Source organism: Niveispirillum cyanobacteriorum, from assembly GCF_002868735.1.
Lineage (GTDB): Bacteria > Pseudomonadota > Alphaproteobacteria > Azospirillales > Azospirillaceae > Niveispirillum > Niveispirillum cyanobacteriorum.
Window position 1 is genome coordinate 82,830 of the sequence record NZ_CP025612.1, and the last position, 22,640, is coordinate 105,469.

Annotated in this window: 17 protein-coding genes; 6 read left to right on the forward strand and 11 right to left on the reverse strand. The window is 63.1% G+C overall.

What is annotated here, in order from left to right; genetic code table 11:
* The 3 genes from C0V82_RS16340 to C0V82_RS16355 all read left to right on the forward strand — a co-directional run bounded on the left by C0V82_RS16340 (position 1) and on the right by C0V82_RS16355 (position 4,489).
* Entirely contained in the window at positions 1–909 is a 909-nt protein-coding gene (locus C0V82_RS16340; protein WP_102114347.1) for a DHHA1 domain-containing protein, read from the forward strand.
* Positions 902–3,361 carry a DNA cytosine methyltransferase gene (locus C0V82_RS16345; RefSeq protein ID WP_102113551.1) on the forward strand — a complete coding sequence of 820 codons (2,460 nt, stop codon included), beginning with the start codon at positions 902–904 and terminating at the stop codon, positions 3,359–3,361. Before C0V82_RS16340 ends, C0V82_RS16345 begins: the two co-directional genes overlap by 8 nt.
* A 162-nt stretch (positions 3,362–3,523) precedes the next feature.
* Positions 3,524–4,489 carry a tyrosine-type recombinase/integrase gene (locus C0V82_RS16355; RefSeq protein WP_102113553.1) on the forward strand — a complete coding sequence of 322 codons (966 nt, stop codon included), beginning with the start codon at positions 3,524–3,526 and terminating at the stop codon, positions 4,487–4,489.
* Positions 4,490–4,790: 301 nt separating this feature from the next.
* Here C0V82_RS16355 and C0V82_RS16360 read toward each other — a convergent pair whose 3' ends face one another.
* The gene (locus tag C0V82_RS16360) at positions 4,791–6,272 is read right to left on the reverse strand and encodes a methyl-accepting chemotaxis protein (protein WP_158659987.1); all 1,482 of its coding nucleotides are present in this window, start codon (positions 6,270–6,272) and stop codon (positions 4,791–4,793) included.
* Between the two features lie 335 nt (positions 6,273–6,607).
* Here C0V82_RS16360 and C0V82_RS16365 point away from each other — a divergent pair, with 335 nt between their 5' ends.
* Complete coding sequence (locus C0V82_RS16365) at positions 6,608–7,234, forward strand: DedA family protein (protein WP_102113555.1); 627 nt, start codon at positions 6,608–6,610, stop codon at positions 7,232–7,234.
* A 54-nt stretch (positions 7,235–7,288) separates the two neighbouring features.
* On the opposite strand, the gene C0V82_RS16370 is transcribed toward C0V82_RS16365, so the two are convergent.
* The 8 genes from C0V82_RS16370 to uxaC form a co-directional block, all read right to left on the reverse strand.
* The gene (locus tag C0V82_RS16370) at positions 7,289–10,468 is read right to left on the reverse strand and encodes an efflux RND transporter permease subunit (protein ID WP_102113556.1); all 3,180 of its coding nucleotides are present in this window, start codon (positions 10,466–10,468) and stop codon (positions 7,289–7,291) included.
* A 104-nt stretch (positions 10,469–10,572) separates the two neighbouring features.
* On the reverse strand, positions 10,573–11,742 hold the full coding sequence (locus C0V82_RS16375) for an efflux RND transporter periplasmic adaptor subunit (protein ID WP_102113557.1): 1,170 nt from the start codon (positions 11,740–11,742) through the stop codon (positions 10,573–10,575).
* 427 nt (positions 11,743–12,169) lie between these two features.
* A complete protein-coding gene (locus C0V82_RS16380; protein WP_102113558.1) occupies positions 12,170–13,117 on the reverse strand; it encodes a LysR family transcriptional regulator in 948 nt (315 codons plus the stop codon).
* Positions 13,118–13,274: 157 nt separating this feature from the next.
* Complete coding sequence (locus tag C0V82_RS16385) at positions 13,275–14,213, reverse strand: electron transfer flavoprotein subunit alpha/FixB family protein (protein ID WP_102112433.1); 939 nt, start codon at positions 14,211–14,213, stop codon at positions 13,275–13,277.
* A 28-nt stretch (positions 14,214–14,241) separates the two neighbouring features.
* Positions 14,242–14,991: an electron transfer flavoprotein subunit beta/FixA family protein gene (locus tag C0V82_RS16390; RefSeq protein ID WP_102112432.1), complete on the reverse strand. Its 750-nt coding sequence runs from the start codon at positions 14,989–14,991 to the stop codon at positions 14,242–14,244.
* Positions 14,992–15,181: 190 nt separating this feature from the next.
* Complete coding sequence (gene kduD / locus C0V82_RS16395; protein ID WP_102113559.1) at positions 15,182–15,940, reverse strand: 2-dehydro-3-deoxy-D-gluconate 5-dehydrogenase KduD; 759 nt, start codon at positions 15,938–15,940, stop codon at positions 15,182–15,184.
* Positions 15,941–15,968: 28 nt separating this feature from the next.
* A complete protein-coding gene (gene kduI, locus C0V82_RS16400) occupies positions 15,969–16,814 on the reverse strand; it encodes a 5-dehydro-4-deoxy-D-glucuronate isomerase (RefSeq protein ID WP_102113560.1) in 846 nt (281 codons plus the stop codon).
* A gap of 66 nt (positions 16,815–16,880) precedes the next feature.
* A complete protein-coding gene (gene uxaC, locus C0V82_RS16405) occupies positions 16,881–18,296 on the reverse strand; it encodes a glucuronate isomerase (protein ID WP_102114348.1) in 1,416 nt (471 codons plus the stop codon).
* A gap of 234 nt (positions 18,297–18,530) precedes the next feature.
* On the opposite strand from uxaC, the gene C0V82_RS16410 reads away from it, so the two are divergent.
* Positions 18,531–18,914, forward strand: a complete 384-nt coding sequence (locus tag C0V82_RS16410; RefSeq protein WP_102113561.1) for a hypothetical protein — start codon at positions 18,531–18,533, stop codon at positions 18,912–18,914.
* 74 nt (positions 18,915–18,988) lie between these two features.
* Complete coding sequence (gene secD, locus C0V82_RS16415) at positions 18,989–21,532, forward strand: protein translocase subunit SecD (RefSeq protein ID WP_102113562.1); 2,544 nt, start codon at positions 18,989–18,991, stop codon at positions 21,530–21,532.
* A gap of 70 nt (positions 21,533–21,602) precedes the next feature.
* On the opposite strand, the gene C0V82_RS16420 is transcribed toward secD, so the two are convergent.
* Entirely contained in the window at positions 21,603–22,181 is a 579-nt protein-coding gene (locus C0V82_RS16420) for a cytochrome b/b6 domain-containing protein (RefSeq protein ID WP_245924261.1), read from the reverse strand.
* The gene (locus C0V82_RS16425) at positions 22,181–22,486 is read right to left on the reverse strand and encodes a PepSY domain-containing protein (protein ID WP_102113563.1); all 306 of its coding nucleotides are present in this window, start codon (positions 22,484–22,486) and stop codon (positions 22,181–22,183) included. Before C0V82_RS16425 ends, C0V82_RS16420 begins: the two co-directional genes overlap by 1 nt.
* Between the last annotated feature and the right edge of the window lie 154 nt (positions 22,487–22,640).

Sequence of the window (22,640 nt, forward strand, 5' to 3'; positions counted from 1 at the left end):
ATGACCAAGCCCCTTTGCATCTATCACGCCAATTGTGCCGACGGCTTCACCGCTGCATGGGCGGTCTGGCTCGCCCTTGGTGATGCGGACTTCCACCCTGGCGTCTATGGCCAGTTGCCGCCCGACGTCACTGGCCGTGACGTAATCATGGTGGATTTCAGCTATCCGGCGGATACCATTCGCATGCTGGCCAGCAGCGCCCGCTCCGTCCTGATCCTGGATCATCACCAGACCGCGCAGGCCGATCTCGTCGGGTATCAGTCGCCGGTCAGGTCCGGCTGGGATGCTCACCTTCAGGACATTCAGCAGTCACTGGTGACCGGCGATAGCGGCACCGTCCGTGCCCTGTTCGACATGGACAGGTCCGGCGCCCAGATCGCCTGGGATTTCTTTCACCCGCAGAAAAGCCGCTTCACGCTGGTGAATTATGTGGGCGACCGTGACCTATGGCGGTTCAATCTGCCGGGTAGCCGGGAGGTCAACGCCTATATTTTCGCCCACAAGTACGATTTTGAGACGTGGAATGAATTGGCAACCACGCTGGCATTCGACATTCAGATCGGCATCCGTGGCGGCGGGGCAATCGAAAAGAAGCACCACAAGGATGTAGCCGAACTGGTCGCGGCTTTCCGGCGGCGCATGACCATTGGGGGCCATGAAGTCTGGGTCGCAAACCTGCCCTATACCCTGACCAGCGATGCCGGAAACCTGATGGCGCAGGGCGAACCATTTGCCGCCTGCTATTGGGATACGCCCACCCATCGGGTGTTCTCGCTGCGCTCCACCGCCGATGGCCTGGACGTGTCCGCAATCGCCAAGCGCTACGGCGGTGGCGGCCACCGCCACGCCGCCGGCTTCCAGATGCCTCATGGCTGGGCTGGTGATGATACGGAGGCCGACAATGCCTGACAGCCTGTTTGCCGATCTGCCGGTCGCCCCGCGTGGCCCGCGCACCCGGCGCATTCGCCGCGCCATCACCGGAATCCCGGCCGGTCAATCCCTCGCGAAGCCCTGGCCCCTGGACGGTGAAATCAACGTCGTGCTGTTTGCCGGCATGGGCGGGGCCTGTCAGGGCCTGGAAGAGGCGGGATTCCCCGTCCATGTAGCCGTCAATCACGACGGTGTCGCCATCGCCGCGCACAAGGCCCTGAACCCGCACACAAAGCACTTGCAGGCCGATATCTATGAGGTCTGCCCGCTGGACGCCACGGGCGGCAGGGCGGTGAACATTCTATGGGCATCACCTGACTGTCGGGATCACAGCGTTGCCAAGGGCGGCGCCCCGCGTTCGCCCCGCGTGCGGTCGATGCCCTGGCAGGTCTGCCGCTGGGTGGGCGTGCTGCGCCGGCACGGTCGCGGGCCGTCTACGGTCATGCTGGAGAATGTCCGCGAAATCCGGGGCTGGGGACCGCTGATCGCCAAGCGCGACAAGACAACGGGCCGCGTGCTGAAACTGGACGGCACGGTGGCCGCAAAGGGCGAACGGGTGCCGCGCGAACAGCAGCAGTTGATCCGCGATCCGCGCCATGTTGGAAGGCACTGGCGGGCGTGGCTGGCGCACATGCAGGCCCTGGGCGTGGACTGGCAGGATCGCGACATTGTCTGTGCTGATTTTGGCGTGCCCACGACGCGAAAGCGATTGTTCGGCGTTGGGCAGTTGGATGGCTTGCCGATTGTCTGGCCAACGCAGACCCACGCTCACCGGCACAGCGCGGGGGTGCGGGAGGGGCGCCTTCTGCCCCATGCCAGCGCCGCCAGCATCATTGATTGGTCGCTGCCGCTGCCCAGCATCTTCGGGCGCAAGAAGTCCCTCCAGCCGGCAACGCAGAAGCGGATTGCGGTGGGGATGAAGCGGTTTGTGCTGCAATCAGCGGAACCGTTCCTTGTCCACACCAATCATGCCGGCACCCGCCCGCCCTATGGCATTGATGCGCCGGTGCCGACCGTGGCTGGCAATAGGGGCGGAATGGCCCTGTGTGGTGGGGCGCTGGTACCCACCACACACACGACCAGCGGCGACCGCGTCCATGATGGGCAGCAGCCCGCGCCGACCATCACCGCCGGCGTAAAGGGTGGTGAGTTGGCCTTGATGGCGGCCTCCGTCATTCAGTCGGCTCATGGGGAAGGCAAGCCCGGCCGGGCGCAGCGATGGGGCGCTGGCACCACCAGCTTGCGCGACGCCCTGGGAACCACGACGGCTTCCGGCAGCAGCCATGGCCTCCTGGTCGCGCATCTCACCCGCTACCATGGTGAGCGTCATCCCAACGAGGCCCGCGGAACGGATCCTGCCGACAGCCTAGCCACACTCACAACGGAGAACCGATTTGGCCTGGTCGCGGCAACCGTGATCGGTGCGGGCGGTCGCTCCGTCCAGATCCCGCCCATTGATGTTCATGGGCCGCTCAACACCTCCACCACCAAGGAGGATCGTTGTCTCGTCGCGGCGCACCTGACCAAGTTCAACGAGAACAGTTTTGGGCAACACCCCCTGGACGGCATCGACACCCTGATGGCGGGGGCAACGCGCTTTGGGGTGGTGGCCGCATGCCTGACGGAACATCGCGGCGCGTCCTACGCACAGCCCGTTCATGACGCCGTCGGAACGCAGACCGCGACTGACCATCACGCCGTCACAGCGGCCTGGATGGTGCAGCACAATACAGGCGTGATTGGGCATAGCCCCGATGACGGCACCAGTACCCTGACAACACTCGGTACGCAGCAGAATGTTGCGGGGGCCTTTCTGATCCACCAGCGAGGGACCGGCGTCCCGACCAGTCCAGCAGGCTGCCTGCGCACCCTCACCGCTGGCGGTAACAAGGGCGGCGACCATGTCGGGCTCAGCGCCGCTTTTCTGACCGAATATTACGGAACAGGCGGACAGCACCAGGGCTGTGCGGATGGGCTGAACACGCTTTCGACCGTGGACCGGTTCGGCGTCACGGGTGCCAGCCTGACCTATCCCTTTCTGACGCCGGATCAGTTGGCCCGAGCCAAACAAGTCGCCGATTTCCTGCGCGCCCATGGCGTCTGGTCTGGCGGCGATGTGGTTACCGTGGCGATTGACGGTTCGACATGGATTGTCGCCGATATCGGCATGCGCATGTTGAAGCCGCATGAGGCGGCAGCCGCCCACGAACTGACGATGCCGGAATCCATCACACTGGCAAAGCTGGATGCCGACGGGCGGCCCGTCATCGGCGCTGACGGGCAGGTTGTAACAATCACACGGCCCCTGACCAAGACAGAAGCAATGAGGCTGATTGGCAACTCAGTGCCCAAACGGCCGGCCAAGCTGCTGGCCCTGGCCAACGCCCGGCACCCCTTGGACGCCCGCCGTTCGGCGGTGGCAGCAGAATAGGAGGTTGAGAATGTCTAAACCTTTCACGCCCGACACATTGGCGGAACGCTGGGAATGCAGTCCCCGGCACATCCGCGACATGATTAATCGCGGCCAACTGCCGGCCTTCCGGCTGGGGAAGTTGGTCCGCATCAGCGCGGAATCCGTTCAGAGGATCGAAGAATGCGGCTTGTCAAATATCGGGGATACTGGTGCGCAGCTTGGGTCGAAGAAGGTGGGACCGTCCGCCGGTCCCTCCGGATCGCCAGCACCGAAAGTCGTGAGCGCGCCGAACGCGCCCTGATCGACTTCAAGGCGGCCCTGCGCAAGCCAGCCGAAACGGTCGCTGACATCGTTGATCTGTACCTTGCGGACAAAGACGAAACCGCGACCAGCCCAGCACGGCTCCGTGATGCGTGGAAGCCGTTGAAGCCGTTTTTCGGCCACCTGCGGCCCGAGCATGTCACCCGCCAGCTATGCCGGGATTATGCAGCCCAGCGCCGGCAGGGGGGGCGGCAGGATGGCACCATTCGGAAGGAGCTGGGCACCCTGCGTGCGGCGCTGAGATGGCACAACAAAGCCACGCCGGCGGTGGTGGAACTGCCACCCATGCCGCCACCCCGCGACCGCGTGCTGACCCGCGCGGAGGTGGATAAACTGATTGCAGCCGCCGATGCCCCGCATGTGAAGCTGGCAATCCGGCTTCTGTGGGCCACGGCGGCGCGCAAGGAGGCGATCCTTGGTCTGCAATGGAGCCAGGTGGATTTTGAGCGGGGGATCATCCGGCTTGCCCAGGATGACGACGGCAAGAAGCGCAAAAACCGGGGCATCGTGCCTTTCGGCCCCCGGCTGCGCGGCGAACTCACCGAAGCGAAGGCTGCGGCCTTGACCGATTATGTCATCGAATGGGGCGCCCGACGGGTGAAGGCGATCCGCACGGGATTTGACCGGGCTTGCCGGGTTGCCGGCCTGAAGGATGTCTCGCCGCACGTTTTGCGGCACAGCGCAGCGGTGGCCATGGTGGAGGCTGGCCGCCCAATGGATGAGGTCGGTCAGTTGTTGGGGCACAGCGACGTATCTGTGACCTATCGCATCTATGCCCGATACAGCCCGGACCACCTCCGGGAAACGGCCAGCGTGCTTGATTGATCGGATGGCGACGCTGGCGGGAATGCCGTCAGCGTTCCTGCAATGTTCGCACCAAAATACGGGCAGTGCTTGTTTGTTCACTTGCACCGCACCACAAGCCGCAAAGCCTACATTGGCGCCCTACACGCCAAGGCAAACAGCGGCCCTTACACCAAACAGCCTAACATTCCGCGCAAAGCACAGGCCTCCGAAGGCAGAGGCCGATGGTTCGAATCCATTCGGGTCCGCCACCTTCCCTCACAAAACCAATCACTTATTCCTGTGGCCCACGTCTCGTGGTCGCCATCGGGGATTGCAAGCGTCAAGCGATCAGGCGCAGAGCTTCGCGGACATTGCTGATGCGCTGGTTGGCGGCGCGGGTGGAATGGGCGATTTCGTCCATGGAATGGTGGATCTTTTCCACGTCACCCGAGGCGCCGCGCATCGTGCTGTTCATCAGACGGGCCACAGCACTCTGTTCCTCCACGGCCGAGCAGGTACCGACCACATAGCCGCGAACGGCGTCGATGGCAGCCCGAATGGCGTCCATCTTCTCCGCCACGTCACCGGCGGCACCCTGAAGGCTGACGATCTCCTGCGAGATACTGGCGGTGGCGCTGGCGGCCTGCCGGGCCAAGCTCTTCACCTCGCCTGCCACGATGGCAAAACCACGGCCCGCCTCACCGGCCCGCGCGCTCTCGATGGTGGCGTTCAGGGCCAGCATGTTGATCCGGCCAGCGATATCCTGGATCAGCTTCACAATGCCGTCCATGGATTGGGTACTGTTCAACAGGCGCTGGGTGGCGGCATCGACCACGGTCGCCTCTTCAAAGGCTTTCTCCGTCGCGGACTTGGAATGGCTCATGGAGCGGGCGATTTCCTGGATGGAGGCGTCCAGCTGCTCTGACCCGCTGGCAATGGCGGCGACGCTGACAGAGGTGCGTTCAGATGCCTGGGTCGCGGTCTCGGCCTGATTGTTGGACTGTTCCACTGCCGAAACAATATCACCCAGGTAGGATTGCACTGCCGACAGGGTCTGTTCGTTACGCTGACGCGCCTCGACGGCGGCGGTCACGTCGGTAGCGAACTTCACCACCTTCACGGGCTTGCCATCCTCATCCAGGATCGGGTTGTAGGTGGCCTGGATATAAATGACGCGACCACCAGCAGCCAGACGTTTATATTCGGCTTGGCTGAAGCGGCCCGCGCGCAGGCCCGCCCACAGTGAGCGATAGCTCTCAGTCGCTACCTCCTGCGGATCGACGAACATGCTGTGATGGCGGCCCTGGATTTGGTCCAGACGGTAGCCCATAGCCTTCAGGAAATTCTCGTTGGCATCCAGGATGGTGCCATCCATGGAAAAGCTGATCACGGCCTGCGCCCGGTTCAGTGCAGTCAGCTGCCCCTGGACATCCAGCGCCCGCTGCCGGTCGGCGGTCACATCGCTGGCCAGCTTCACCACCTTGCAGACATGGCCACGGCGGTCAAAAACGGGATTGTAGGAACCGTGGATCCAGACCTCGCGCCCACCCTTGGCCAATCGACGGATCATCTGCACCTGACCCGGCTTGCCCTCACGCAGGCTTTGCCAAAGCTGGCCATAGTCGCGGCTGTTTCGTGTCGCCTCATCCACGAAGATCGAATGGTGACGGCCTTTGATTTCATCCAGACGATAGCCCATGACCTTCAGGAAGTTGTCATTGGCGTTCAGGATTTCTCCTGTCGGAGAGAACTCGATCATACCCTGGGCCTTGCTCAGGGCAGAGATGATTGCTTCGGCGTCTGAATTATTTCCGAACAACATCGCGTTCCTCCAGATATCATGCGGTGGGCGCATCGACCTGTCAGAACCATACGTCGAACTTACCGAATATTCACCAAATCGGAAGGTTATAACCTTTGGAATCGAATTGGTTGAAATGCTCAACTTCCTTAATATTTCCAAATTTTCTGATCCGACACGCTATACATTAGTATAGGCACTCCACCCCTGGTTAGGCGCAGAAGTCAGACCACCCAATACAACCGCGTACAAGGCAGCCGCGTGATGGCAACCCCTGGCAGCATAAACCAGCGCAGTATATAAGCGCGACCGGTCCACCGGTGGGTGGACGCGGCCCCGGCGAAGGGACAGACATTATGTTGAGCGACATTATCGAGTTCCTGGCCACCGGCATCATCGCCGTGATTGATGCCATGGGCTATGCCGGGGTGGCGCTGCTGATGGCGATCGAGTCCGCCTGCATCCCGCTGCCATCCGAAATCATCATGCCGTTCGCAGGATATCTGGTGTCTACCGGATCGATGAACCTGATCCTGGTGGCGACGGCGGGGGCCATTGGCTGCAACCTGGGTTCGGAAGTGGCCTATCTGGTGGGGCGGCACGGGGGGCGCACGGCCATCCTGCGCTGGGGCCGGTATGTGTTGCTGGATGCGGCAGACCTGGACATGGCCGACCGGTTCTTCGCGCGCTTCGGCAATGCCGCCGTGTTCATCGCCCGGCTGCTGCCCGTTATCCGGACCTTCATTGCGCTCCCCGCCGGGATCGTGGGCATGAAGAAGGTGCCGTTCCATATCTACACATTCCTGGGCTCCTGGCCCTGGTGCTTTGCCCTGGCCTATGTCGGCATGGCGCTGGGCAATGAATGGCACTCCAACCCGACGCTTAGCACCTGGCTGCACCGGTTCGATGCCCTGATCATCCTGGCCATTCTGGGGCTGGGGGGGCTGTTCCTGTGGCATAAGCTGCACAAGCGGAAGGCCTGAAAAAACAAAACCCCCGCCGGATGGCTCCGGCGGGGGCTTACTTTGAGGTGGCGCCTACTCAGCCGCCGCCACCACACCGGCCGGAAGGGTCGGTTCCAGCTGCTTGCGGTGCGCGCCCACCATGAAGCGCAGCAGGACGTAGAACACTGGCGTCAGCAGCAGGCCGAACAGGGTCACGCCCAGCATGCCGGCAAACACGGCCACACCCATGGCCTGACGCATTTCCGCACCCGCACCGGTGGAGGTGATCAGCGGAACCACGCCCATGATGAAGGCGATAGAGGTCATCAGGATGGGACGCAGACGCAGGCGGCTGGCCTCAATCGCGGCCTGGACAACCGTTCGGCCATGGGTTTCCAGCTCGCGGGCGAATTCCACGATCAGGATCGCGTTCTTCGCCGAGAGCCCCACAAGCACCATGAAGCCGATCTGGGTGAAGATGTTGTTGTCCCCGCCCGTGATCCAGACGCCGGCCAGGGCAGACATCAGGCTCATCGGCACGATCATCAGGATGGCCAGCGGCAAGGTCAGGCTTTCGTACTGTGCCGCCAGCACCAGGAAGACCAGCAGGACGGAGATCGGGAACACCCACAGGGCGGCGTTGCCCGCCAGGATCTGCTGATAGGTGAGGTCGGTCCATTCGAACTTGATCCCGCGCGGCAGCACCTCCGCCGCGATCCGCTCCGCCGCTGCCTCAGCCTGGCCGGAAGAATAACCCGGCGCCGGGCCGCCATTGATGTCTGCGGCGGTGTAGCCATTGTAACGGACCACCATTTCGGGACCGTAACTCTGCGTCACCTGTACCAGCGACGACAGCGGCACCATCACGCCCTGGTCGTTGCGGGTCTTCAGCAGGCCGATATCATCGGCGTGGGCGCGGAACGGCGCATCCGCCTGCACCCGCACCTGATAGACGCGGCCGAAGGTGTTGAAGTCGTTGACATAGAGGGAGCCCAGATAGACCTGCATCGTCTCGAACACGTCGGTGACGGGCACGCCCAGTTGCTTTGCCTTCACGCGGTCCAGGTTCACATCCAGCTGCGGCACGTTGATTTCGTAGCTGCTGAAGGTCGGCCCCAGTTCGGGGGTCTGGCGCGCCTTCATCACGAAATCGTTCGCCGCCTTGGCCAGGGCCTCATAGCCCAGGGAGCCGCGATCCTCCAACTGCATCTTGAACCCGCCCAGCGTGCCCAAACCCATGACAGGCGGCGGCGGGAACACGGCGACGAAGGCTTCCTTCACGCTATTGAACTGCTGCTGCAGGGACATGGCGATGACATTGGCCGACAGGCCATCCTTCTGCCGCTCCTCATAAGGCTTCAGCGTTGCGAAGACGATGCCGGCGGAAGAGGAGTTGGTGAAACCGTTCACCGACAGGCCAGGGAAGGCAACGGCATGATCGACGCCGGGCTGCTTCAAGGCGATGTCGGTCATGGCGCGGATCACATCCTCCGTGCGGTCCAGCGAGGCGCCGGTGGGTAACTGTGCGAAGGCGATCAGATATTCCTTGTCCTGCGCCGGGACGAAGCCACCCGGCACCGCACGGCCCAGAACCACGGTCAGGCCCAGCAGCAGCACATAGAGCAGCATCATGGCGCCCTTGTGCCGCACCACGCCGCTCACGCCCTTGCCGTACCCTTCCGACCCACGCTGGAACACGCGGTTGAAGCCCCGGAAGAAGCCGCCCAGCACCTTGTTCATGCCGCGCGTCAGCCAATCCTGCTTGTCATGATGACCCTTCAGCAGCAGGGCCGACAGGGCCGGGGACAGGGTCAGGGAGTTGAAGGCGGAGATCACGGTGGAAATCGCGATGGTCATCGCGAACTGCTTGTAGAATTCACCCGACAGGCCCGACATGGCGGCCAGGGGCACAAAAACGGCGACAAGGGTCAGGGCGATGGCAATGATGGGGCCGCTCACCTCCTGCATGGCCTTGTAGGTGGCCTGCTTGGGGCTCAGCCCTTCGGAGATGTTACGTTCCACATTCTCCACCACCACGATGGCGTCATCGACCACGATGCCGATGGCCAGCACCATGCCGAACAATGACAAGGCATTGATGGAGAAGCCGAACAACAGCATTAGGGAGAAGGTGCCAACGATGGAAACGGGCACCGCCAGCAGCGGGATGATCGACGCCCGCCAGGTCTGCAGGAAGACGATCACCACCAGCACGACCAGCGCGATGGCTTCCAGCAGGGTATGGATCACGGCGTCGATGCTGGCCTGCACGAAGCGGGTCGGGTCATAGACGATGGAATATTCCACCCCGTCGGGCATGTCGGCCTGCAGCTCCGCCATCGTCTCCCGAACAGTCTCGGAAATGGCCAGCGCATTGGCGCCCGGTGCCTGGTTGATGGCGATGGCCACCGCCGGCTGGTTATCCAGCAGGGAGCGCAGGCCATACTGCGAGGCGGCCAGTTCCACCCGCGCCACATCACGCAGATAGGTAACGGCACCGCCATCGGTCTTCAGGACGATGTCCTGGAATTCCTCCACCGATTTCAAACGGCCCTGGGCATTGACCGACAATTGGAGGGGCGCGTCGGGCACGGACGGGCTGGCGCCGATGACGCCAGCGGCCACTTGCACATTCTGGTCGCGGATGGCGTTGACGACGTCATTTGCCGTCATGCCGCGTTCGGCCACCTTGTGTGGGTCCAGCCAGACACGCATGGCATAATCGCCCGAACCCCACAGCAGCACCTCGCCCACCCCGGAAATGCGCGCCAGACGGTCGCGCACATTCAGGACGGCGTAGTTGCGTAGGTAGGTCATGTCATAGCGGTCGTCGGGCGAGCGCAGATGCACCACCATGGTCAGGGTCGGCGACGACTTCACCGTGGTCACGCCCAGCCGCTGCACATCCTGCGGCAGGCGCGGCAGCGCCTGGGCCACACGGTTCTGCACCAGTTGCGTGGCCTTGTCCGGGTCGGTGCCCAGCTTGAAGGTCACGGTCAGCGCCATGTTGCCGTCGCTGTTGGCCTGGGACTGCATATACAGCATGTCCTCAACGCCATTGATCTGTTCCTCCAACGGCGAAGCGACGGTTTCGGCAATGACCTTGGGGTTGGCGCCCGGATACTGGGCACGCACGACAACGGAGGGCGGCACGACCTCCGGATATTCGGAGACCGGCAACTGGAACAGGGAAATGAACCCCGCCAGGAAGACGACCACCGACAACACACCCGCGAAGATCGGGCGGTCGATGAAGAAACGAGAGATGTTCATGACAAGCCTCGGGGTCCGCGCGGATCGCACGGGATGGGTTGGGCTTCTAACTTCCGTCATCCCGGCGAAAGCCGGGATGACGAGGGAGGGTGCGAGAGAAGTGTCTACCGCGTCGCCACCTGCGTGACCGGCCGCTCCATGGCCACCGCCTTGGGCTTCACCACGTCGCCCGGACGGGCGCGCTGCATGCCGTTGACGATGATGCGTTCGCCCGGCTGCAAACCGCCGGTGACGATGCGCAGGCCTTCCTGCCGGCTGCCCAGCAGGACGGGGCGGTAGGAGACCTTGTTGTCATCACCCACGACCAGGACAAATTTCTTGTCCTGATCGGTGCCGATGGCGCGTTCATCGACCATAACGGCCGCCTGCGGATCGGAACCGCCCACCTTGACGCGGGCATAAAGGCCGGGAACTAGCAAGCCATCGGCATTGTCAAAGCGGGCGCGGACGCGGATGGTGCCCGACACGGGGTCCAGACGGTTATCCACGTCATCGATGGTGCCAGCGCGAGAATATTCCGCCTCGTTGGCCAGACCCAGTTGCACCGGCACACCGGCCTGATCCTTCACCGACGCGATGTGGCGCAGATAGGTCTGCTCATCCACGTCGAACGACGCATAGATGGGCGAGACGGAGACCAGAGTGGTCAGCGGCACACCCGTCGCCCCCGCCGCTACGACATTGCCCACGGTAATTTCCGCACGGGAAACACGACCGGAGATGGGTGCTGTCACTGAGGTGTAGGACAGGTTCAGCTTCGCCACATCCAGTTCCGCTTGCGCTGCCCGCAGGCTGGCCTGGGCGTCGCGGGCATTATGCTCCCGCTCATCCAGGGTGCGGCGAGGAATCGTGCTATCGGCCACCAGCTTGGCGGCGCGGTCCAGTTCGGCACTGGTGAAGCGAACCCGGGCCTGGGTCGCCGCCAGCTGCGCCTCGGCCCGCGCCACCTCGGCACGATAAGGGGCGGGGTCGATGGTGAACAGGACATCGCCCTTCTTCACCTGCGCCCCATTCCTGAAATGCACCTCGGTGATGGTACCGGAGACGCGGGGACGGATATCCACCCGCTCTACCGCCTCCAGACGCCCGGAATAGCTCTGCCAGTCCACCACCTTACGCGCCACGACAGGCGCCACATCCACCTCCACGGCGGGCATGGCGGCCATGGCCACCGGCTTGTCTTCCGCCTGCCCCTGCAACGTTGCCAGCGAGATCACCAGCAGCGACACACCGGCGGCCATCATCCAGGCCAGCTTGGATCGCGTCATCGACATGGGTACCACTCCTTGCCAGAAGGGTGCAGAAAGGGGTTTCCCGCCGCCGCCCATCGACGGGGGATCATGCAAAAGAGGCCTGTTCTAAGGACAGCGCCGCCTTGGATGCCCGGCAATCCGGGCCCCCTTATCCAACACCTTTGTTTCGGGTTTGGAACCGCATCCAGGTCGGATGAGGTTCCCTCAATCATCAGGTTTATCGGGTTTGCTGCATCGCCGCTGTGATGGCCGTCGCAGGCATTAAATCTTTTTCATCTGGCACCCATGCAATTCCGCAAGGGCTTGGCAAATAACACCTTTCGACATCCAATAGACCACAAGCCCGCGGACAGGCGTCCGCAGGTCAGTGAGCAGTTGCAGCATCACCCATTCGCCGCAACGAATAAATATCGATTTTCCGACAACAGAATTCGGATTATCCGAACAATCAGGCGGCGTGCTGGTAACAAGCAAAGGGCTTATCGGCGCCCTGTAGGATCGGGCATTGTTCGAACAGGCTGACCACCCAGTCGATGAACAGGCGCACCTTCTGTGAGGGCTGACGGTTGGGTGGATAGACGGCGGAGATGGGCATGGGCCGGGGTCGAAACTCAGGCAGCACCTCCACCAGCTCTCCGCGCTGGAACTGTTCCAGCACCATGAACAAGCCGGGCTGCATCAGGCCATAGCCCTGAACCCCGCAGGCAATATAGGCCTCGCTGTCATTGACCGCGACCGCACCTTTCAACGGCATGTCGATCTCCACCCCATCCTTCACGAATTCGAACGGGTAGGAACGGTTGCCCAGATGGGGGGAGAAATACCGCACGCCCTGATGGACCGACAAATCCTCCAGACATTGGGGCACCCCATATTTCTCCAGATAGGATGGGCTGGCGCAGGTGATGCGGGAGAGAAGGCCCAGACGGCGGGCGATCATGGAACTGTCAGCCAGTTCCCCGACGCGCAGCACGCAATCCACCCCTTCCTGCACGATATCAATCTGCCGGTCATTCATGCCCAGCTTGAGTTCGATATCGGGATAGCGCGCGTGGAACTCCCGCAATTGCGGGATCACCACCAGCCGCCCGATGGAGGTGGGCATATCGACATGCAGCCGGCCCTTGGGATGCCGGCGGCCTTCGGTGAAGCCGATCTCCACCTCCTCCACTTCGGCCAGGATACGCAGCGCGCGTTCGTGAAACAGCTCCCCATCGGCCGTCAGGGACAGGCGCCGTGTCGTCCGCTGCAACAGGCTGGTGCCCAGATGGGCCTCCAGATTCTGGATGATGGTGGTGACCGATGCGCGCGGCAGGCCCAGCTTGTCAGCGGCCCGGGCGAAACCATTCAGTTCCACCACCTGCACAAAAACCTGCATGGCCTGCAATTTGTCCATGATCCTGCCCACCCGGAAATATATCCCCAGGCTGTCATGAACACAGGGGCGGGCCGGTTGCTATGCCCGCCGTCACAGGTGGTAGGTTTTCACAGACAGGAACGTAGCACTCTCACCTCCCGAGCGTTCCGGCGTGGGAGGTGAGAGTGCTAACAGCTTACCCCAGCGCCTCGGTCAGCTCCGGGACGATCTTGAACAGGTCGCCGACGATGCCGTAATCGGCCACCTGGAACATGGGGGCCTCTTCGTCCTTGTTGATGGCGACGATGACCTTGCTGTCCTTCATGCCGGCCAGATGCTGGATGGCACCGCTGATGCCGACGGCGATGTACAGTTCCGGGGCCACGATCTTGCCGGTCTGGCCGACCTGATAATCGTTGGGCACGAAACCGGCATCCACCGCTGCACGGCTTGCACCCACCGCGGCACCCAGCTTGTCCGCCAGCTTGTCCAGCATCGGGAAATTGTCGCCCGACTGCATGCCGCGACCGCCCGAGACGATGACGCGGGCCGAGGTCAGTTCCGGGCGCTCCGACTTGGTCAGTTCCGCACTGACAAAGCTGGACAGCCCCGCCTCGCCCGTGGCGCTCAGCGTCTCGACCACACCGGCCCCACCGGTCTCGCCCGCCGCCTCAAACGCGGTACCGCGCACCGTGATCACCTTGATGGCGTCGCTGGACTTCACCGTCGCGATGGCATTGCCGGCATAGATCGGGCGTTCGAACGTGTCGGCATCGATGACGCCGCTGATCTCGCTGATCTGCTGCACATCCAGCAGGGCCGCCACGCGCGGGGCCAGGTTCTTGCCGAACGTGGTGGCGGTGAACAGCACATGGCTGTAGCCACCCGCCTTCACAGCGGCCACCACCAGCGGTGCGAAATTCTCAGCCAGCGGGTTGGCATATTCAGCGCCATCGGCGACCAATGCCTTGGCCACGCCGGCGGCAGAGGCGGCTTGCTTCGCAGCCTCGCCCACGCCCGAACCGGCGACCAGCACATGCGTCTCGCCGCCGATCTTAGTGGCGGCACCCAGCGTGGTCAGGGTCGGCTTCTTCACCGCACCCGTCGAGGGTTCGGCAACAACCAGAATGCTCATGTTGCGTATCCTTGGAATGCGTTGCGGATCAGATGACGCGCGCTTCGTCGCGCAGCTTGGCGACCAGCTCAGCGACCGACGCGACCTTGACGCCGCCCTTGCGCTTGGCCGGCTCCGTCACCTTCAGCGTGGTCAGGCGCGGGGTGATGTCCACGCCCAGCGCGTCCGGGGCCACCGTCTCGATCGGCTTCTTCTTCGCCTTCATGATGTTGGGCAGCGAGGCATAGCGCGGCTCGTTCAGGCGCAGGTCGGTGGTCACCACCGCCGGCAGCTTCAGCGAGACCGTCTCCAACCCGCCATCAATCTCGCGCGTCACAGCCACGGCGCCATCGCCCGGCACCACCTTGGACGCAAACGTGCCCTGGCCCCAGCCCAGCAAGGCGGCCAGCGCCTGGCCCGTCTGGTTGCTGTCATCATCAATGGCCTGCTTGCCCAGGATCACCAGATCCGGCGCTTCCTTGGCCACAACCGCCTTCAGCAGCTTGGCAACCGCCAGCGGCTGCACCTCGGCGTCGGTCTGTACCAGAACGCCGCGGTCGCCACCCATGGCCAGCGCGGTGCGGATCGTCTCCTGCGCCGCTGCCGGGCCGATCGACACGACCACGATCTCCGTCGCCTTGCCCGCTTCCTTCAACCGAACGGCTTCCTCAACCGCGATCTCGTCAAACGGGTTCATCGACATCTTAACATTCGCAAGCTCGACACCGCTCTCGTCGGGCTTAACGCGGATCTTGACGTTGTAGTCAACGACACGCTTAACGGCGACTAGGACTTTCATGTCTGGTTCTTCGGCTTTGATGCACAAGGGTGCCGAAGATCGGACAGGACCGATATGATCGTCCATGCCGATTCCAGTCAAATTTCCTGATCGGTTTTGACAAATCCACGCAAAAAAGAAACCCCCGCCCAACGGGTGGGTGGGGGTTTTGTCAGGTTGCGGCGGGAAACCCGCCGCCGGGAGTTAAAACTTACCGGGCCAGCCAGCCGCCATCCACGGGCAGGGTGATGCCATGGACATAATCGGCAGCAGCAGAAGCCAGGAAAACAGCCGCCCCGCCCAGATCCGACGGCGAACCCCAACGCGCGGCCGGGATCCGGGCCAGGATGTCGCGGTTGCGGTTCTCGTCGGCGCGCAGCGCCTCGGTATTGTTGGTGGCGAAATAGCCCGGCGCGATGGCATTCACATTGATGCCCTTGGCCGCCCATTCATTGGCCAGCAGCTTGGTCACGCCGGCAATCCCGCTCTTCGATGCCGTGTAGGACACGACGCGGATGCCGCCCTGGAAGGACAGCATGCTGGCGATATTGATGATCTTGCCACCGGAACCTTGCGCAATGAACTTCTTCGCGACCGCCTGGGCCAGAAAGAACGGCGTCTTCAGATTGACGTCCAGGACATCGTCCCAGTCGGTTTCCGAGAACTCCAGCGCATCGGCGCGGCGGATGGTGCCAGCATTATTGACCAGGATGTCGATGCGGCCAAAGGCAGCGGCCACCTTCTCCACAATCTCCGCCACCGGCGCACCGGTGCCCAGATCGGCGGAAACGAAGGCGAACTTGGCACCAGCAGCCTCAACAGCGGACTGGGTATCGGTCGGGGTCGACCGGCCCACGGCCACGATGCTGGCCCCGGCCTGGGCCAGTGCCAGCGCGATGCCCTGCCCGATGCCGGTATTGGCACCGGTTACCAGCGCTACCTTGCCACTGAGGTCGAAGGGATTGCTCATAATGGGATGCTCCCGTTCCTGACCTGTCTCAGCGCAGCTGGCAGATATCGATCACCTTCATGTCGGTGTAATCGAGATTTTCGCCGCCCATGGCCCAGATGAAGGAATAGTTGGCGGTACCGCTGCCCATGTGGATGGACCAGGGCGGGGACATCACGGCCTCGCCATCGGCCACCACGATGTGACGGGCTGCTTCCGGCTCGCCCATGAAATGGAAGACGCGGTTGTCACCGGGGATGTCGCAGTAGAGATACACTTCCGAGCGGCGGTCATGCAGGTGCGGGGGCATGGTGTTCCACACCGAGCCCGGCTTCAGCATGGTCAGGCCCAGCAGAAGCTGCGCCGACTGGCAGGTCGCCGGCACGATATACTGATAGATCGTGCGCTCATTGCTGGTTTCCAGCGCGCCGCGTTCCAGCGCCACCGCGTCCTTCAGGCCGATCTTCTTGTTCGGAAAGCTGGCATGGGCGGGGGTGGAGACCAGATAGAACTTGGCCGGAGCCGCGCCATCGACCGATGCGAAGGTCACATCCTTCGCGCCCATGCCGACATACAGGCCGTCCTTGTTGCCCAGCTCATAAACGGTTCCGTCCACGGTCACCGAACCCGCACCGCCGATATTGACGATGCCCAGTTCGCGCCGTTCCAGGAACGGGTGACCGGCAGCGGATGCCGGCTCGGTCTGGTGCGGCAGCACAACGCTGCCCGCCACCGGCGTGGCGCCGCCGACGACAAAACGCTCATTATGGCTGTAGTTCAGCACCACCTGATCGGCCACGAACAGGCCGGTCATCAGATAACGATCCCGCAGATCATTATTGCTGGCACCCTGCATCATGACCGGGTGGGTGGCGTGATAGGTCTTCGCGAACATATTGGAACTCCCCGATTTTTACGTGTCAGCCTGGAATGCCGATCCTGTTGGCACCGACTGCGCCGATCACAGTTTATAGGCTTTCTTGGGCAAGTTGTATGACAAATCTACAGCCACCTCGGCTGCGTCATCCTCATCCATGCGATGCTCGGCCACCATGCGCGCCAGGAAGGCGCAATCCACACGCCGCGCCACATCGTGGCGGGCCGGAATGGACAGGAAGGCGCGGGTGTCATCGTTGAAGCCGACGGTGTTGTAGAAGCCCGCCGTCTCCGTCACCTGCTCACGGAACCGCATCATGCCTTCCGGGCTATCATGGAACCACCAGGCGGGGCCCAGCTTCAGGGTCGGGTAATGGCCGGCCAGCGGCGCCAGTTCACGCGCATAGGTCGTCTCATCCAGCGTGAACAGGATGATCGACAGGCGGGTGTCATTGCCATACCGGTCCAGCAACGGCTTCAGCGCGCGGATATAGTCTGTGCGCGACGGAACGTCGGCACCCTTGTCACGCCCGAACCGTTCGAATACTTGGCCGTTATGGTTGCGGAAGGCGCCGGGATGGATCTGCATGACCAGACCATCCTCAATGCTCATGCCCGCCATTTCGGTCAGCATCTGGCCCCGGAATGTCTCGGCATCCGCCGCCGTTACATCGCCCTTCAACACCTTCTGGAACAGCTTTTCAGCGTCGGCAGGCGACAGGTTGGCGGTGTTGGCCGTGATATGGCCATGGTCGCTGCTGGTCGTACCCACCTTCATGAAATCCTGACGGCGCTTGCGATGCGCGTTCAGATAGCCTTTCCAGCTATAGACATCCTCGCCCGTCACCTCGGCAAAGGCGCGCATGGCGGTGGGGAATTGTTCATGTTCGGGATCAATCACCGCGTCGGGGCGATAGGCGGAGATGACCCGCCCGCCCTTCCAGCCGCTTTCCAGCACCTTATGGTGATGGTCCAGCGTGTCGGTCGGCCCCTCCGTCGTCGCGATCAGTTCGATATTGAACCGCTCAAACAGCGCGCGGGGGCGGAACGCATCGGTCTTCAGCGCGGCGTCGATCGTGTCATAGTAATGGTCAGCGGTGTCAGCCGACAGAGCGACATCGATGTCGAACACCTTGGTGAACACGAAATTCATCCACAGCCAGCTGGGCGTGGCGCGGAACAGATGGAAGTTCGACGCGAAAATCCGCCACGCGGCGCGCGGATCGGCCTTGGACGGGCCCGACCGGTCGCCCACGCCCACATCACCCATGGCAATGCCCTGGCTGTACAGCATACGGTAGACATAATGGTCCGGTGCCAACAGCAGTTCCGTCGGGTTACCGAAATTGGCATTACCCGCGAACCAGGACGGGTCCGTATGCCCGTGCGGGCTGATGATCGGCAAATCCTTCACCAGCTGATACAGCCGCCGCGCAATGGCGCGCGTGCCGGGCTCAGCGGGGAACAGGCGGTCATCATGCAGGGCCAAAGGCTTGGACATCGAAAACACCTTAGGGGCGCAAAAAACCGGGATGGTCGCGCTTTCATTAGGTAACCGGTGTCATGACAGAAGGCAACAGGATTAATCGCCACGACCTCTGATTTTTTCGGCCCTTCAGTCACAAACCAATTTCAGAATTTCGGACGGGGGGCTTGACCCGTTCGGGCAGGAAATCCGGCATCCCGCTTGCCAGCGGCGGGGCGGCAGCGTATTCCTCCATGCCTGATAAACTGGATGGTGACACCGTTGCGTCTTTCCCTCTCCCGATGGCGTTTACTGCTGCTGGCGGCCTTTGTGCTGCTGGCCGGCGCCATGGGCGGCGGCGATGCGGTGGCGCGCGCCGGTATCGGTCGGATTGCTGGTGAATGCCCGGACTCGGGGACGTGTGACCAGCGCCTGACCACACCAGCGCAGCCGGCCCTGATCCAGATTGCCCTGCGCATCGATGGCAAGGCCCTGACCGGCGGTGCTGCCGGGTTGGCCATGCTACCGGGCGGCAATGGGCTTCCGGCCTTTATCCAGACCGGCATGCCGGCGGAAAAGGGCGTGCCCGCCCCCCTGCCCCGCAAGGCAGTCAGCGCGCCCGGTCAGCCGCGCGGGCCGCCGGCAGGCCACTGACCCCGCGTTTTCACCAATTCCCGTGATCACCAGGGCGCGGTCCATGAGCCGCCGCCGATGATCGGACAAATCCCATGCTTAAATTCTCCCGTCTGCAGACCATCGCCATTCTGGTGATCTGCTTCCTGGGCAGTGCGCTGGCCATTCCCAGTCTGGTCGGCCCGCACAACATGCCCTCCTGGCTGCCCATGCGCCATTTCAACCTGGGCCTTGACCTTCAGGGCGGTTCCTATCTGCTGCTGGAGGTCGATGCCGAAGCTGTAAAGCGCGAGCGGCTGGAAAATGCCGTGGACGAAGTGCGAGGCCTGCTGCGCACCGCCGATCTGCGCGTTGCCGGTGTCGGCGTGGAAGGCAGCGGTCTGGTCGTGCGGCTGGCCGATCCCGGCGATGCGGCCCGCGTCACCGACGCCCTGCGCCCCCTGACCCAGGCCTCCTTGCCTGGCGAGATCGCCGATTTCACGATCGTGCCGGAAGCGGGGCGCCTGCGGCTGGACTTCGGTCAGCAGGCCCTGACCAACCGTGTCAGCAAGGCCGTCGACCAGTCGCTGGAGATCGTGCGCCGCCGTATCGACGAAACCGGCGTGAATGAGCCCATTGTGGCCCGTCAAGGCGCCTCGCGCGTGCTGGTGCAGCTGCCCGGCGTCACCGATCCGGGCCGTATCAAGCGGCTGCTGGGCCAGACCGCCAAGATGACCTTCCATCTGGTGGGGGACGCGACGGTGGCACCGGGTTCGTCAGCACCGCCGGGCTTTGAATGGCTGCAAAACAGCGACCGGGGTGCCGGAGGCGGACAGGTCCTGGTCCGCAAGCGCGTCGAGGTGGACGGCGCCACTCTGACCGATGCCCAGCCCAGCGCCGACCCGCAATCGGGCCGCTGGGTCGTGTCCTTCAGCTTTGACAGCATCGGCGCCCGCCGGTTCGCCGATATCACCAAGGCCAATGTCGGTCGGCCGTTCGCCATCGTGCTGGATGGCCGCGTCATCTCAGCACCGGTGATCAATGAGCCGATCCTGGGCGGACGCGGTCAGATCAGCGGCAATTTCACGGCCCAGACGGCCACCGAACTGGCCGTTCTGCTGCGCGCCGGTGCCCTGCCCGCCCCGCTGACAGTGGTGGAAGAACGGTCCATCGGGCCGGAACTGGGTGCCGACAGCATCAAGGCCGGCGTCATTTCCTGTATCGTCGGCGTGGTTCTGGTCTTCGCCTATATGTGGCTGACCTACGGCTTTTTTGGTCTGATCGCCAATGCCGCCCTGGTTTTCAACCTGTTCCTGACGCTGTCGTGTCTGGCTATGCTGGAAGCGACCCTGACCCTGCCCGGCATCGCCGGCGTGGTGCTGACGCTCGGCATGTCGGTGGACGCCAACATCCTGATTAATGAGCGTATCCGCGAGGAGCTGCGCAAGGGCAAGACGGCGTTGTCCGCGCTGGAAACGGGCTATATCAAGGCCCGTGGCACCATCATGGACAGCAACCTGACCACCCTAATCAAGATGGTCCTGCTCTATGTGGTCGGCACGGGTTCGGTGAAGGGCTTTGCCGTCACCACCTCGCTGGGCATCATCACGTCAATGTTCACGGCCACGGTCGTGGCACGCCTGCTGACCGCCATCTGGTACAAGCGCACCCGTTCCAAGGAACTGCCCGTCTTCGGCCCCATCAAGCTGAAGACCGCAGGGATGAAGATCAACTTCATGAATGGCCGACATGTCGGTCTGGCCGTGTCGGTGATCCTGTCGACGGCCTCGGTGGTGATGTTCTTCAAGCCGGGGCTGAACTACGGCATCGATTTCGCTGGCGGCATCGTGATGGAGGTGCGGACGGCGGAAGCTACCGACTTCCCAAAGATGCGGCAGGTGATGGAAGGCGTGAATGTCGGTCCAGTGGCCTTGCAGGCCTTTGGTACCGACCGTGACGTGATCCTGCGCATGGAGCGTCAGGAAGGGGCGGAAAGCAACCAGCAGGCCGCCATCAAGGCCGTGACCGCCGCCCTGGAACAGAACTTCCCCGGTTCGGAGGTTCGGCGCGTTGAAGCGGTGGGTGCCTCAGTATCAGCAGAACTGTTCAGCGACGGCATGCTGGCCCTGGGTCTGGCTGCGTTCTTCATGCTACTCTACATCACCTTCCGCTTCGAATGGCAGTTCGGCGTGGGTGCGGTGGTTACCATGATGCTGGACGTCACCAAGACCATCGGCTTCTACGCGGTGACCGGGTTGCAGTTCAACCTGACGGCGGTGGCAGCGATGCTGACCATCATGGGCTTCTCCATCAATGACAAGGTCGTCGTCTATGACCGCGTGCGCGAGAATCTGCGGCTTTACCGCAAGATGCCGCTGCGCGAGCTGATCGACCGCTCGATCAACGAGACCATGACCCGCACCATCAACACGAACATTGCGGTGTTCCTGTCGATCGTGCCGCTGGCCCTTTATGGCGGTGAAGCTCTGCGTGAGTTCGCCTGGGCCCTGCTGTTCGGTATCCTGCTGGCCACCTCCTCCTCCATCTTCATCGCGGCCCCGATCCTGCTCTATCTGGGCGAGAACCGGCTGCGCAAGACCATGGACGCCGAGGACCCGCCCGGCAACGAAGGTGGCGAGGGAGAGGCCGCCAAGGCCTGATCCCGAAACCCCGCAAAGACAAAACCCCGGCACCGCAAGGCGCCGGGGTTTTTGTTTGGGCCGTGAACGGTCATTCCGCTCGTTTGCGGCCCGTCAGCATGGATAGAAGCAGATTCTCCCTGTGCAGCAGGCTGCTGACCAGCACGCCAGCCAAATGCAGGCCCACCAGGACCAGGGTGCCATTGGCCAGCACCTCATGCGCTTCTTCCAGAAAGTGGCCATAGGGGCGCAGAGCCGGCACAGGATAGCGGGTCAGCAGGCCCAGCACCGCCGTGCCCAGCAGGGCGAACCACAGCGTCAGGGCCATGGCCCCCCCGGCGGGATTATGGCCCAGATATCGGTTGGCCCGGCGCTGCACCAGGGTGCGCATATAGGCCAGAAGGCCGGCACCCGACGGGGCAAAGTCGCTGAACCGGGCATGGCTGCTGCCGATGAGGCCCCAGAGCGCGCGCAGGCCCACCAGGGCGATGATGGTGAGGCCCGCCGCCTCATGCACCGCCATCACCTCCTCCGCTGACAGCCAGGCCGTCAGAAAAGCGGCGGCAATGCCCCAATGGATGAAGCGCAGCAGCGGGTCCCAGACCCGGACGGTGCCAGGGGAAGGCGGGACAGACGACCCCTGCCCCGCTGGCAGTGTCATGTCGGCCATCAGTCGCGCTCCACCTTCAGGATCTCACCCGTGCGGGCATCGACATAGAGTTCCTGGCGCTGGCCGTCGGGACCGGTGGCCTTCACCTCCACCAGCTTGTCGCTTTTCCGCTCAACCGAGCGGGCATCGCGGTAGCCCTGGGCCGACAGCTTGTCCAACAAAGCCGGCATGGACAGCGTATCCACTGCCATGGACGGCCCAGGCATGGGCGCGGCACCGGTCCCGGCCCCTTGCGCATAGGCATAGGCACCGGCGGCCAGCGAACCGGTCAGAAGCAGGCCGGCAAGGAGACGGGGGTAAGGCATGATGGGTTCCTTCCTGTTGGATCGATGATGGAACCGATCCTGACAGGGCTGCGCTGAACCCAAGCTGAATGCGCCGCGAAAAGAAAAACGGCCGGGAATATCCCCGGCCGCTTGTCAGTAAAACCGCTTCGGGAGGAGCCCGGCGGATGGAAAT